Genomic DNA, 13,079 nt, shown 5'->3' on the forward strand with positions numbered 1-13,079 from the left:
AGGCTCACGGTCCCCGACCCCGAAGGCATGTCATGAGACTCCAGTTCTGGCACATCGTCGTCCTCGTCCTGCTCATCGTCATCCTCTTCGGAGCGAAGCGGCTGCCCGACGTCGCCAGCAGCGTCGGCAAGTCGCTGAAGATCTTCAAGAAGGAGGTCACCGACCTCACCCGCGAGGACGACGTGCCCGCCGGCACGACGACGACGACCACGCCCGCCGGCACGACGACGACCACGCCGACGCCCGTCGAGACGACCGTGCGCGACGAGATGCGCCCGGAGTTCCGCCCCGGTGGCGACCCGGGCATCGCCCCCACCCCTCCGGGCGGCCCCGTCTCCGACCAGCGCTAGGAGCACGAGGACTCAGTGGCGCGGAGGAACAGGCCGCCCCGGGACCCCGAGGGCCGGATGCGGCTCGTCGAGCACATGCGCGAGCTGCGCCGCCGGGTGCTGCTCGCGATCGCCGGGCTCGCCGTCATGGCGGTGCCTGCGTGGTTCCTCTACGGACCCGTCTTCGACGCCCTGCAGGCGCCGATCGACGCGATCGACGACGCCGGGCTCAGCGCGGCGCTGAACTTCACCACGCCGGCCGCGGCGTTCGACATGCGCATCCGCGTGTCGCTCTGGCTCGCGGCCTTTCTGTCCAGCCCGTGGTGGCTCTACCAGGTCTGGGCCTACATCGCCCCGGGCCTCACCCGGCCGGAGAAGCGGCGCAGCCTCGCCTTCCTCGCCGCGGGCGTCCCGCTGTTCCTCGGCGGCGCGGCCCTCGCCTGGCTCGTCCTGCCCAACGCGGTGCGCGTGCTCACCGAGTTCACCCCCGAGGGCGCCATCAACTACATGCCGGCCACGGACTACGTCCGCTTCGTCATGAGGATCGTCCTCGCCTTCGGCATCGCCTTCCTGCTGCCGCTCATCATGGTGCTCGTCAACGCGCTCGGGATGCTCTCGGCCCGCTCCATGCTCGCCGGCTGGCGCTGGGCCGTCCTCGCCATCTTCGTCTTCGCCGGCATCGCGAGCCCCACTCCGGACCCGTGGACGATGATCGCCCTGGCCATCCCCATCTGCGCGCTGTACTTCGGGGCCGTGGGCATCGCCGCGCGGCACGACAGGCGGGTGGAGCGGCGGCGTGCCGAGCGTGACGCCGAGCTCCTCGGACCCCAGACGTGACCGGCCGCGTCGGCGTGGTCTGCAACCCCACCGCGGGCCACGGGCGGGCGGCGCGCGCCCGCACCGCCGTCCTCGAGGGCCTGGCCGCGACGGGGCGTGAACCCGTCGACCTCACCGGTCGGCACTACGACGAGGCCCTCGCGGCCACCCGCTCCGCCCTGGCCGACGGGCTGGACGCCGTCGTCGTCGTCGGCGGGGACGGGATGGTCCACCTCGGGGCGAACGTCGTCACCGGCACGAGCGTGCCGCTGGGCATCGTCGCCGTCGGCTCCGGCAACGACATCGCCGGCGCGCTCGGCCTGCCCGTCCACGACGTGCCCGCCTCCCTCGACCTCCTGCGCCGCACGCTCGGACAGGACGAGGGCACCCGGCTCCTGGACGCCGTGGCCGTGAGCACGCCCGGGCAGCGGCCCGACCGCTGGTACGTGAGCTCGCTGTGCGCCGGCCTGGACGCCGCCGTCGCCGATCATGCGGCCCGGCTGCGCTGGCCCCGCAGCGGCGGGCGGTACGTGCGGGCGATCTTCGCCGAGCTCGCCGCCTTCCGCCCCTACGGCTTCCGGATCACCGCGGACGGTGAGACCTGGGAGCAGGAGGCCACCCTCGTCACGGTCTCCAACACCCCGCTGTTCGGCGGCGGCATGCGCGTGGCCCCCGACGCCGTGCCCGACGACGGGCTGCTCGACCTCGTCACCGCCCACGGGCTGCCGCGCCACCAGGTCGTGCGGCTCTTCCCGCTGCTGTTCTCCGGCAAGCACGTCGACCACCCCGCCGTGCGCACGCGCCGGGTGCGCAGCGTCCGGATCGAGCCGCTCACCGACGTCGGCGCCAACCCGCCGATCGCGATCGTCGACGGCGAGCCGCTGCGCGCACTGCCGCTGCAGTGCGACGTCCACCCGCGCGCGCTGCGTGTCCTGGCGCCTAAGGTCGAGGCGTGAGCCCTCGACGCAAGCGCCGACCGGACCCCGCCCCCGAGACGTCCCCGACCACCGACGAGCCCAGTCCTGCCGAGCGCTACGCGGCCGCCCGCCGCCGCGCCCGCGCCGAGCGCAGCGAGCTCGCCGCGTTCGCCGGTCGCGTCGGCTTCCACCTCGACGACTTCCAGCGCGAGGCGTGCGAGGCCCTGGAGGAGGGACGCAGCGTCCTCGTCGCGGCGCCCACCGGCGCCGGCAAGACGATCGTCGGGGAGTTCGCCGTCCACCTCGGCCTGCGTACCGGGCGCAAGACGTTCTACACCACGCCGATCAAGGCGCTGAGCAACCAGAAGTACCTCGACCTCGTCGCCGCCCACGGGGAGGAGAAGGTCGGCCTCCTCACCGGTGACACGACGATCAACGGCGAGGCGCAGGTCGTCGTCATGACCACCGAGGTGCTGCGCAACATGCTCTACGCCGGCTCCTCCACGCTCGAGGACCTCGGCTACGTCGTCATGGACGAGGTGCACTACCTCGCCGACCGCTTCCGCGGCCCGGTGTGGGAGGAGGTCATCCTCCACCTGGCCGAGGACGTGCGGCTCGTGTCCCTCTCGGCCACCGTGTCCAACGCCGAGGAGTTCGGCGACTGGCTGTCGATGGTCCGCGGGGACACCGCCGTCGTCGTCTCCGAGCACCGGCCGGTCCCGCTGTGGCAGCACGTGATGGTCCGCAGCAGGGTCCACGACCTCTACAGCGACCGCGTGGACCCCACCGACCCCGGCCCCAACCCGCCGATCAGCCCCGACCTGCTCGAGGCGATCAGGCGGGCGCAGCGCACCGGGTCGGCACCGGCCGGCCGCGGCCGCGACCCGCGTGCGCGTCGCCGCCCCGCCATGCGTCCGGCCCGGGTGCGGACAGCCCCGCGGCACGTCGTCGTCGAACGGCTCGACGCCGAGGGCCTGCTTCCCGCGATCGTCTTCATCTTCTCCCGCGCCGGGTGCGAGGCCGCCGTCGAGCAGGTGCTGCGCTCGGGCATCCGCCTCACCAACGCCGCCGAGGCGCGGACCATCGCGCAGATCGTCGAGGAGCGGTGCGCCGCCCTGCCGCCGGAGGACCTCGCCGTCGTCGGCTACCACGCGTGGTCCCAGGCGCTCCAGCGCGGCGTCGCCGCGCACCACGCCGGGCTGCTGCCGGTGTTCAAGGAGACCGTCGAGGTGCTGTTCGCCGCCGGGCTCGTCAAGGTCGTCTACGCGACCGAGACCCTCGCGCTCGGCATCAACATGCCGGCCCGCTCCGTCGTGCTCGAGCAGCTCGAGAAGTGGAACGGCACCGCTCACGCCGCCCTGACCCCGGGGGAGTACACCCAGCTCACCGGGCGCGCCGGACGGCGCGGCATCGACGTCGAGGGCCACGCGATCGTCCTGTACCGCGACGACGTCGACCTCACGGCCCTCGCCGGCCTCGCCTCGCGCCGCACCTACCCGCTGCGCTCGAGCTTCCACCCGACGTACAACATGGCTGTCAACCTCCTCGGCACGCTGCCCCACCCCGAGGCCCGGGAGCTGCTCGAGAGCTCCTTCGCACAGTTCCAGGCGGACCGCGGCGTCGTCGGCCTGGCGCGCCAGGCCCGCCGCAACGAGGAGGGCCTGGCCGGGTACGCCGAGGCGATGACCTGCCACCTCGGCGACTTCCGCGAGTACGCGCGGATCCGCCAACGCATCAGCGAGCTGGAGAAGGACCGCTCCCGCGAGCGGTCGCTCGCCGCCCGCCGCGCCGTCCACGCCTCGCTCGCCGGCACCCGGCGCGGTGACGTCCTGGAGTACCGGCGGGGCCGGCGCACGCTGTGGGCGCTCGTCCTGGACGTCGACGCGGACCGCCTGGACTCCCCGGTCCTGCGCGTCCTCACGCCAGAGCCGCGGGTGCGCACCCTCACCAGCGCCGAGCTGCCGCACGGGGCCGCCACCGTCGCCACGGTCCCCATCCCCAAGCACGCCAACCTGCGGGACGCCGGGCAGCGGCGCGACCTCGCCGCCCGGCTGCGCAGCGCGGTCCAGAGCGCGCCACCCGCATCCCGGGACGCCGCCCCGCGGCCGGTACCCACCGTCGAGGCCGAGCTCGAGGAGCTGCGCCGCGCGCTGCGTGCCCACCCGTGCCACGCGTGCCCCGACCGCGAGGAGCACGCCCGCTGGGCGAACCGGTGGGCCACCCTGGACGCCGAGCACCAGCGCCTGCTGCGCCGCATCGAGACCCGCACGTCCTCCATCGCCCGCGACTTCGACAAGGTGTGTGCCCTGCTCACCCAGCTCGGCTACCTCGAGGGCGACGAGGCGGACGGCCTCGTCGTCACGGAGAACGGGCGCTGGCTCGCGCGGCTGTACGCCGAGAAGGACCTCGTCCTCGCCGAGTGCCTGCGCCGCGAGCTGTGGCGGGGACTGGACCCGGCCCAGCTCGCCGGCGTCGTCTCCACGGTCGTCTACTCCGCACGGACCGACACGGTGAGCCGGCCGGGTGCCGGGGGAGGGGCGCTCGGGGAGGCGGTGCGCGCCACCGTGCGCGTGTCGGACGAGCTCGGCGAGCTCGAGACCGAGCACGGCGTCCCGCGTGCCGAGCCGGTCGACGCCGGGATCGTCGCCGCCGTCCACCAGTGGGCCCGCGGGGCCGCGCTCGACACCGTCCTGGAGGGCACCGAGCTCGGCGCGGGAGACTTCGTGCGCTGGTGCAAGCAGGTGCTCGACGTCCTCGACCAGCTCGCCACGGCCGCCCCCGACGAGGAGACCCGCCGCAGCGCCCGCCGCGCCATCGACCTCGTCCGCCGGGGCGTCGTCGCGTGGTCGAGCGTGTGACCCGGCGGCTAGAACGGACACGCGGCGACACGCCCGTGCGACACGCCGGTCATGGTGAATCACACGTCCGTACAAACGCGGCGCTGACCTGCATCCATGTCGCTGACCTGCGGTTTCTCAGGCTTGATGGAGTACACCCCGGACTATTAGGTTCGGTTGGCATACCGCCGACGCCCCCATCTCCGCGCTGAGATCCGGGTGAGCGCCGCGGCGGACAGTGGCCGGGCCCGCGTGTTCAGTAGATAACGGAGCTGCTCCGGCAGCTTCGGTCCGAAGGACACGCGGGCCGGTCGCGTCCGCGGACCGGGCGGCCCTCCGCGGCACCTATCCTTGTCGGGTGCCCCGCCCCTCCTCGTCCGTCGCGATCCTGCTCGCCGTCGCCGGAGCTCTCGCCACGGACGCGGCGTTCCCCGGACGCTCCTGGTGGCCGCTGGCACCCGTCGGCATCGCCCTCCTCCTCCTCGCGCTGCGCGGCGCCACGCTCGGGCGGGCGCTCCTGGTCGGCTGGCTCTGGGGTGCCGTCTTCTTCCTCATCCACCTGTGGTGGGCCGAGGAGGCCGCGGGCGCCGTCCCGTGGCTCCTGCTCGGTGCCGCCGAGGCGTGCTTCGTCGCCGTGTTCGCCGGGGCGTGGTCGCTGGCGGCCCGCTGGGGCCCCGTGGTGCGCCACCCGGCGCTCGGTGTCGCCGTCGTCGCGAGCCTGTGGGTCGCGACGGAGACCGCACGCGGCCTCGTGCCCTTCGGCGGCATGCCGTGGGGCAAGCTCGCCTTCTCCCAGACCGACGGCCCGCTGCTGCGGTTCGCCTCCCTCGGCGGGGAGACCCTCGTCGGCTGGGTGGTCGTCGCCGCCGGTGCGCTCGTCGCCCTCGCGCTCGGCCACCTGCGCCGTGCCCGCGTGGGGCAGGCGAGCGGTGCCCTGCTCGTCGCCGGTGCGCTCGTCGCCTCCGGCCTCGTCGTCCCCGTCGACACGCGGGCCGAGGCCGGGACGCTGCGCGTGGGCGCAGTCCAGGGCAACGTGCCCGGCCCCGGGCTCGACGCCTTCGCCGTCCGCCGCGACGTCCTCGAACGCCACGTCACCGGGACCGAGGCACTGCTCGAGGAGGTCGAGTCCGGCGAGCTCGACATCGTCCTGTGGCCGGAGAACTCCACCGACATCGACCCGCGCCGTGACGGTGAGGCAGGGCGGCTCATCGACCGGGCCGCCGCCGCGGTCGATGCCCCGATCCTCGTCGGCGGCCAGCGCTACGGGGAGGACTACCGGTACAACGAGGCGATCCTCTGGGTGGCCGGCGAGGGGCAGGTCGACGTCTACGCCAAGCAGCACCCGGCCCCGTTCGCCGAGTACATCCCGCTGCGCGACCTCGCCCGGAAGGTGACCGACGTCGTCGACCTCGTGTCCATCGACATGCTGCCCGGTGACGAGGTCGGCATCATCGAGCTCGACAGCCCCCGGCTCGGCCGGGTGGTCGACCTCGCCGTCGGGATCTGCTTCGAGGTCGCCTACGGGGGGCTCATGCGCGAGGCCGTGCTCGCGGGCGGCGAGCTCATCGTCGTGCCGACGAACAACGCCTCCTTCGGCTTCACCCAGGAGTCGGCGCAGCAGCTGGCGATGTCGGTGTTCCGCGCGGTGGAGCACGGCCGGGCGACCGTGCAGATCTCCACCGTGGGCGTCAGCGGGATCATCGCGCCCAACGGCGTCGTCATGGACTCCACCGGGCTGTTCACCGCCGACCAGCTCGTCGCGGACCTGCCGCTGCGCACCTCCCTCACGGTGGCCGACCGGCTGGGCGACTGGCCGACCGTCGTCGTGTCCGCCTTCGCCCTCGTCTCGCTCCTCGCCGGTGCGCTGGCCACCGCCCGCAGCCGTAGGAGGCAGGCGTGAGGACCCTCGTCATCATCCCGACCTACGACGAGCGGGAGTCCCTGCCGCTCGTGCTCGAGCGGACCCGTCGGGCGGTCCCGGACGCCGACATCCTCGTCGCCGACGACAACAGCCCCGACGGCACCGGGGCGGTGGCCGACGAGGTCGCTGCCCGCGACGGCCACGTCCACGTGCTGCACCGGCCCGGCAAGCAGGGGCTGGGGAGGGCGTACGTCGCGGGGTTCCAGTGGGCGCTGGAGCGGGGGTACGACCTCGTCGTGGAGATGGACGCCGACGGCTCCCACCGCCCCGAGCAGCTGTCCGACCTGCTCGCCCGCGCGGCCGCCGAGGACGCGCCGGACCTCGTCATCGGCTCGCGCTGGGTGCCCGGGGGAGAGGTGGTCAACTGGCCGCTGCACCGAGAGCTGCTCTCCCGGGGCGCCAACACCTACGTCCAGCTGCTCCTCGGGCTCCCGGTGCGCGACGCGACCGCCGGCTTCCGGGTGTTCCGGGCACCCGCCCTCGCCGCGCTGCCGCTGGAGGAGATCGAGTCCCAGGGCTACTGCTTCCAGGTCGACATGACGTGGCGGGTGCACCGGGCCGGCGGGCGGGTGGCCGAGGTGCCGATCAGCTTCGTCGAGCGCGCCGAGGGCGTGTCGAAGATGAGCCGCGGCATCATCGCCGAGGCGCTCGTGCGCACGACCGCGTGGGGCGTGCGGCACCGCGCCCAGCAGCTCCTCGGTCTCCTGCGCCGCCGCTAGTCCGTCCGACCGCCCGCCCGCGACAGCCGACTTCCGCGCGACAGCGGACTTCCCCGCGAGAGCCGACTTCCGCGCGACAGCGGACTTCCGCGCGACAGCGGAGTTGCGCACGCAGCTCGGCACGCGTCAGCGATCGGCGTCCGGGCACGGCAAAGGCCCGCAGGCGGTGCCTGCGGGCCTTCGTCGCGGGTGTGTCAGGCGCTGCGGCGGCGGAGCTGTCCGCTGCGCAGCAGCTCGAGCCGCTCGGCGAGCAGCTCCTCGAGCTCGGGGATGGTGCGGCGCTCGAGCAGCATGTCCCAGTGGGTACGGGGCTTCTTCACGGGCTTGACGGGCTCGGGGCGGGCGGCGTCACGGAGGAGCGCCTCCTCGCCACAGCGGCACTCCCAGAGCGCCGGCATCTCCGCCTCTGCCGCGAAGGGCAGCACGATGGTGTGCCCGTTCGGGCACTCGTAGTGCGCCTCGGTCCGCTCGGCGAACTCGACTCCGGCCTCGGTCTCGAGGCTCTTCGCACCGATCCCGACTCCTCGCAGTGATCGATCTGCCATCACGCCTCTCCTCTCGGGCACGCATGTTCGAGCGCGCCGGTATGCACCCTGCTACTACTGATCCCAACGGCCCATGGTGTCCGCTTGTTCCACGGCCGTGGTGAAAGTCCTGTGAAGGTCCAGTAGGTCATCTCCGGCGCGTTAGGGTGCCCGTGTGACCGAGATGACGTTCCGCCAGCTGGGTTCCAGCGGCCTCGTGGTGTCGACGGTCGGCCTGGGCTGCAACAGCTTCGGAGCGACACTACCGCCGGAGGACGTCACGCGCGTGGTGAGCGCCGCGATTGAGTCCGGTATCACCATGTTCGACACGGCCGACTCCTACGGCGGGGTGCCAGGACAGGGGGAGGAGCTCCTCGGTGAGGCGCTCGTGGGCCGGCGCGACGACGTCGTCGTGGCGACGAAGTTCGGCATGGACGTGCGTGGCCTCAACGGGGAGGACCACGGCGTGCGCGGGTCGCGCCGCTACATCCGCCGCGCGGTCGAGGGCTCGCTGCGTCGGCTGCGCACCGACCACATCGACCTCTACCAGCTCCACCGGCTCGACCCGGTCACCCCGATGGAGGAGACCCTCGGAGCGCTCGACGAGCTCGTCCGCGAGGGCAAGGTCCTCTACGTGGGCTGCTCCCACGTCCAGGGCTGGCAGCTCGTCGACGCCGATTGGATCGCCCGGACCTCCGGGCTCACGCCGTTCGTCTCCGTCCAGAACGAGTACTCGCTCCTCTCGCGGGGGATCGAGGCCGAGGTCGTCCCGGCGGCTGCGCACGTCGGCGCCGGCGTCCTGCCCTACTTCCCCCTCGCGTCCGGCCTGCTCACCGGCAAGTACCGGCGCGGTGAGCCCGCCCCGGCCGGGAGCCGGCTGGCGGCCAAGCCCGAGCGGCTGGCCCGTGCGGACTTCGACAGGGTGGAGGCGCTGGAGGCGGTGGCCCGCGACGCCGGTGTCCCGCTGCTCACCCTCGCGCTCGGTGGCCTGGCGGCGCAGCCCGGCGTGGCGAGCGTCATCGCCGGGGCACGGACGCCCGAGCAGGTGCGCGCGAACGTCGAGGCGGGCCTGTGGGAGCCCGACGCCGAGACGCTCCTCGCGATCGACGAGGCGTCGCCCGGCCCGGCCTCCGCCTGACGCCCCCGAGGCTGCTCCACGACGCGCAGTCACGACCTGCTCCTCCACGAGCACCGGCCGCGGCGCCGGCCCCTGTCCTCGCCGCCGGGCAGGCTCGGCCGGGAGCGGACGGGAGGAGAAGGACATGGAGCACGGGGAGCTCGGGCACAACTCGGTGTCGCTCGTCGGCCGGGTGAGTGGCGCGGTCGCGGAGCGGGAGCTGCCGAGCGGTGACCGCGTCGCGACCTTCCGGCTGGTCGTCCCGCGGCCCGACGCCGCCGCGGGACGCGCCACGGTCGACACGGTCGACGTCGCGTGCTGGAGCGGGCGGACACGTCGGGTGGCCGGCAGGTTGGGGGAGGGGAGCGTCGTCGCCGTCGAGGGCGCGCTGCGCCGCCGGTTCTTCGCGGCGGGCGCGGCGAGGGTCTCGCGTTACGAGGTGGAGGCCGTGCGCGTGCGGCGCGTGCCGGGAGGTGGACGCGGCCCGTAGGCGCGGGCAGCTCTAGGCAAGCGCGGCGGCCCGTGGCAGCATCACGGCATGGCACGGACCGGCGCGCAGGAGCGCCTGCGGGACCTCACGGTGCTGCGCCGCGTGCGCGACCGCATCGACCGCGACTACGCCCAGCCGCTCAACGTCGAGGCCCTCGCCCGCGCCGCGCACATGTCCGCGGGGCATCTCAGCCGCGAGTTCCGCCGGGCCTACGGGGAGTCTCCCTACGCCTACCTCATGACCCGTCGCATCGAGCGCGCGATGACCCTGCTGCGCCGCGGTGAGCTCAGCGTGACCGAGGTGTGCTTCGCGGTGGGCTTCTCCTCCCTCGGCACCTTCAGCACGCGCTTCAGCGAGCTCGTCGGGATGCCGCCGAGCGTCTACCGCAAGGAGGCCGAGCACGCTGCCACGGGCGTGCCGCCGTGCGTCGCGAAGCGGGTCGCCAGACCGGTCAGAAATCGAGAAGCACTGGCGCAGGCGCCGCTACTAGCGTGACCTGCATGGACATCACGATTCACGCCAGCTTCCTCCCGCACACCGACCCGGAGGCCTCCCTCGGCTTCTACCGGGACGCGCTCGGCTTCGAGGTCCGCCAGGACGTCGGGCAGGGCGCCATGCGCTGGATCACGGTCGGTCCGCCGAGCCAGCCGGGCACCGCCATCGTCCTCTACCCGCCGACGGCCGATCCCGGCGTCACCGCGGAGGAGCAGCAGACGATCGCTGAGATGATGGCCAAGGGCACCTTCGCGAGCATCATGCTGGCCAGTTCCGACGTCGACGCCGCCTTCGAGCGGGTCCAGGCGGCCGGCGTCGAGGTCATGCAGGAGCCCACCGACCAGGACTGGGGCATGCGCGACTGCGCATTCCGGGACCCGGCGGGCAACACCGTGCGGCTGCAGCAGCTCCCCTGACCGTCCCCGAGAGAGGCACGCCCTGATGACGACGACGTCAGCCGGTACCGAGCAGCACGACCGCATCCGCGTCCAGGGCGCGCGGGAGAACAACCTCAAGGACGTGGACGTCGACATCCCCAAGCGCCGGCTCACGGTCTTCACCGGCGTGTCCGGATCGGGGAAGAGCTCCCTCGTGTTCGACACCGTCGCCGCGGAGTCGCGGCGGCTCATCAACGAGACCTACAGCACCTTCCTCCAGGCGTTCATGCCGACGCTCGCGCGCCCGGACGTCGACGTCCTCGAAGGGCTGACGACGGCGATCATCGTCGACCAGGAACGGCTCGGGGCCAACCCCCGCTCCACCGTCGGCACGGTGACCGATGCCAACGCCTTCCTGCGGATGCTCTTCAGCCGGCTCGGGGAGCCGCACGCCGGCTCACCGAACGCCTACTCCTTCAACGTCCCGTCGGTGAGCTCGCAGGGCGCGATCTCGGTCGGCGGGAAGAAGGCGGTCAGGGCCACCTTCAACCAGCTCGGCGGCATGTGCCCGCGGTGCGAGGGGCGCGGGTCGGTCACCGACATCGACCTCGCCCAGCTCTACGACGAGACCAAGTCCCTCGCCGAGGGTGGGATCACCGTCCCCGGCTACGTGGCCGACGGCTGGTACGTCAAGCTCTTCATGGAGTCCGGGTTCCTCGACGCCGACAAGCCGATCAAGGACTACACCGAGCGGGAGCTGCACGACTTCCTGTACAAGGAGCCGGTCAAGGTCCCCGTCGGCGGGGCGAACATGACCTACGAGGGCCTGGTCCCCAAGATCAAGAAGTCGATGCTCGCCAAGGACCGCGACGCGATGCAGTCGCACATCCGGGCCTTCGTCGACCGCGCCGTCGTCTACCGCACCTGCCCCGACTGCGACGGCACCCGCCTCGCTCCCCACGCGCGGGAGTCGATGATCCGGGGGGTGAGCATCGCCGACGCGTGCGCGATGCAGATCAGCGACCTCGCCGAGTGGGTCGCGGAGCTCGACGAGCCGTCCCTCGCCCCGTTGCTGGCCAACCTGCGCCACCTGCTCGACTCCTTCGTCGGCATCGGCCTGGGCTACCTGTCCCTCGACCGGCCGTCCGGGACGCTGTCCGGCGGCGAGGCGCAGCGCACGAAGATGATCCGCCACCTCGGCTCGTCCCTCACCGACGTCACCTACGTCTTCGACGAGCCGACCGTCGGCCTGCACCCGCACGACATCGAGCGCATGAACGCCCTGCTGCGCCGGTTGCGCGACAAGGGCAACACCGTGCTCGTCGTCGAGCACAAGCCCGAGACGATCGCCATCGCCGACCACGTCGTCGACCTCGGCCCGGGTGCGGGCAGCGCGGGCGGGCGGGTCGTCTACGAGGGCACCCTGGACGGGCTGCGGGAGAGCGGCACGCTCACCGGCAGGCACCTCGGGGACCGGGTGGCGCTCAAGGAGTCGGTGCGCGAGCCCACCGGCGCCCTGGAGATCCGCGACGCCCGCCAGAACAACCTCACCGGGGTGGACGTCGACATCCCCACCGGCGTGCTCACCGTCGTCACCGGCGTCGCCGGGTCGGGCAAGAGCAGCCTCATCCACGGCAACCTCGCCGGCCGCGAGGGCGTCGTCGTCGTCGACCAGGGCCAGATCAAGGGCTCGCGTCGCTCCAACCCGGCGACCTACACCGGCCTCCTCGAGCCCATCCGCAAGGCGTTCGCCAAGGCCAACGGCGTCAAGCCGGCGCTGTTCAGCGCCAACTCCGAGGGCGCGTGCCCGGTGTGCAACGGCGCCGGGGTGATCTTCACCGACCTCGGCTTCATGGAGACGGTGAGCACGACCTGCGAGGAGTGCGAGGGCAGGCGGTTCCAGGCCGCGGTGCTCGAGTACACGCTCGGCGGACGCAACATCGCCGAGGTGCTGGAGATGTCGGTCGCCGAGGCCGAGGCCTTCCTCGGCGCGGGGGAGGCGCGCACCCCCGCCGCCCACAAGGTCCTGCAGCGGCTCAGCGACGTCGGGCTGGGCTACCTCACGCTCGGGCAGCCGTTGACGACGCTGTCCGGCGGCGAGCGCCAGCGCCTCAAGCTCGCCGTCCACATGGGCGAGCCCGGCGGGGTGTACGTGCTGGACGAGCCGACCACCGGGCTGCACCTCGCCGACGTCCAGCAGCTCCTCGCGCTGCTCGACCGGCTCGTCGACTCCGGCAAGACCGTCATCGTCATCGAGCACCACCAGGCCGTCATGGCCCACGCGGACTGGCTCGTCGATCTCGGGCCGGGCGCCGGGCACGACGGCGGTCGGGTGGTCTTCGAGGGCACCCCGGCCGACCTCGTCGCCGACCTCTCGACCCTCACCGGCACCCACCTCGCGGCCTACGTCGCGCGCTGAGCCGACGCCCCGGGCGGGCAGGTGCGCAAGATCGGTCGAGAACTCGCCCCATCACCGCAATTTCGGTCAAACCCCCTTTCCTAGAGTTCCTCGGTAAGCCAGGGCCGGCGCCACCGCC

Annotated in this window: 12 protein-coding genes; 11 read left to right on the forward strand and 1 reads right to left on the reverse strand. The window is 73.1% G+C overall.

Features of this window, described 5'->3' with window-relative positions; genetic code table 11:
* Nucleotides 1-32 precede the first annotated feature (32 nt).
* The 6 genes from tatA to FE251_RS07320 all read left to right on the forward strand — a co-directional run bounded on the left by tatA (nucleotide 33) and on the right by FE251_RS07320 (nucleotide 7,539).
* Nucleotides 33-350, forward strand: coding sequence for a Sec-independent protein translocase subunit TatA (gene tatA, locus FE251_RS07295; RefSeq protein WP_139948371.1), 318 nt, complete (start codon nucleotides 33-35; stop codon nucleotides 348-350).
* Between the two features lie 57 nt (nucleotides 351-407).
* A complete protein-coding gene (gene tatC / locus FE251_RS07300) occupies nucleotides 408-1,166 on the forward strand; it encodes a twin-arginine translocase subunit TatC (protein ID WP_139071744.1) in 759 nt (252 codons plus the stop codon).
* Nucleotides 1,163-2,101, forward strand: a complete 939-nt coding sequence (locus FE251_RS07305; RefSeq protein ID WP_139071743.1) for a diacylglycerol/lipid kinase family protein — start codon at nucleotides 1,163-1,165, stop codon at nucleotides 2,099-2,101. Before tatC ends, FE251_RS07305 begins: the two co-directional genes overlap by 4 nt.
* Nucleotides 2,098-4,920 carry a DEAD/DEAH box helicase gene (locus FE251_RS07310; RefSeq protein WP_139948372.1) on the forward strand — a complete coding sequence of 941 codons (2,823 nt, stop codon included), beginning with the start codon at nucleotides 2,098-2,100 and terminating at the stop codon, nucleotides 4,918-4,920. Before FE251_RS07305 ends, FE251_RS07310 begins: the two co-directional genes overlap by 4 nt.
* A gap of 337 nt (nucleotides 4,921-5,257) precedes the next feature.
* A complete protein-coding gene (gene lnt / locus FE251_RS07315) occupies nucleotides 5,258-6,799 on the forward strand; it encodes an apolipoprotein N-acyltransferase (RefSeq protein WP_139948373.1) in 1,542 nt (513 codons plus the stop codon).
* Nucleotides 6,796-7,539 (forward strand): polyprenol monophosphomannose synthase, encoded by a 744-nt coding sequence (locus tag FE251_RS07320; RefSeq protein WP_139948374.1) that lies wholly within the window; start codon nucleotides 6,796-6,798, stop codon nucleotides 7,537-7,539. Before lnt ends, FE251_RS07320 begins: the two co-directional genes overlap by 4 nt.
* A gap of 194 nt (nucleotides 7,540-7,733) precedes the next feature.
* On the opposite strand, the gene FE251_RS07325 is transcribed toward FE251_RS07320, so the two are convergent.
* Complete coding sequence (locus tag FE251_RS07325; RefSeq protein WP_139071740.1) at nucleotides 7,734-8,084, reverse strand: RNA polymerase-binding protein RbpA; 351 nt, start codon at nucleotides 8,082-8,084, stop codon at nucleotides 7,734-7,736.
* A gap of 163 nt (nucleotides 8,085-8,247) precedes the next feature.
* Between FE251_RS07325 and FE251_RS07330 the strand changes: the two genes are divergently transcribed.
* The 5 genes from FE251_RS07330 to FE251_RS07350 all read left to right on the forward strand — a co-directional run bounded on the left by FE251_RS07330 (nucleotide 8,248) and on the right by FE251_RS07350 (nucleotide 12,961).
* Nucleotides 8,248-9,201: an aldo/keto reductase gene (locus FE251_RS07330; RefSeq protein WP_139949286.1), complete on the forward strand. Its 954-nt coding sequence runs from the start codon at nucleotides 8,248-8,250 to the stop codon at nucleotides 9,199-9,201.
* 124 nt (nucleotides 9,202-9,325) lie between these two features.
* Nucleotides 9,326-9,670 carry a single-stranded DNA-binding protein gene (locus FE251_RS07335; protein ID WP_139948375.1) on the forward strand — a complete coding sequence of 115 codons (345 nt, stop codon included), beginning with the start codon at nucleotides 9,326-9,328 and terminating at the stop codon, nucleotides 9,668-9,670.
* A gap of 48 nt (nucleotides 9,671-9,718) precedes the next feature.
* A complete protein-coding gene (locus FE251_RS07340) occupies nucleotides 9,719-10,165 on the forward strand; it encodes a helix-turn-helix transcriptional regulator (protein WP_139071738.1) in 447 nt (148 codons plus the stop codon).
* Nucleotides 10,166-10,170: 5 nt separating this feature from the next.
* The gene (locus FE251_RS07345) at nucleotides 10,171-10,581 is read left to right on the forward strand and encodes a VOC family protein (protein WP_139071737.1); all 411 of its coding nucleotides are present in this window, start codon (nucleotides 10,171-10,173) and stop codon (nucleotides 10,579-10,581) included.
* 25 nt (nucleotides 10,582-10,606) lie between these two features.
* Nucleotides 10,607-12,961 (forward strand): ATP-binding cassette domain-containing protein, encoded by a 2,355-nt coding sequence (locus FE251_RS07350; protein ID WP_139948376.1) that lies wholly within the window; start codon nucleotides 10,607-10,609, stop codon nucleotides 12,959-12,961.
* The last annotated feature ends 118 nt before the right edge of the window (nucleotides 12,962-13,079 follow it).

Source organism: Georgenia wutianyii (assembly GCF_006349365.1).
Taxonomy (GTDB): Bacteria; Actinomycetota; Actinomycetes; order Actinomycetales; family Actinomycetaceae; genus Oceanitalea; species Oceanitalea wutianyii.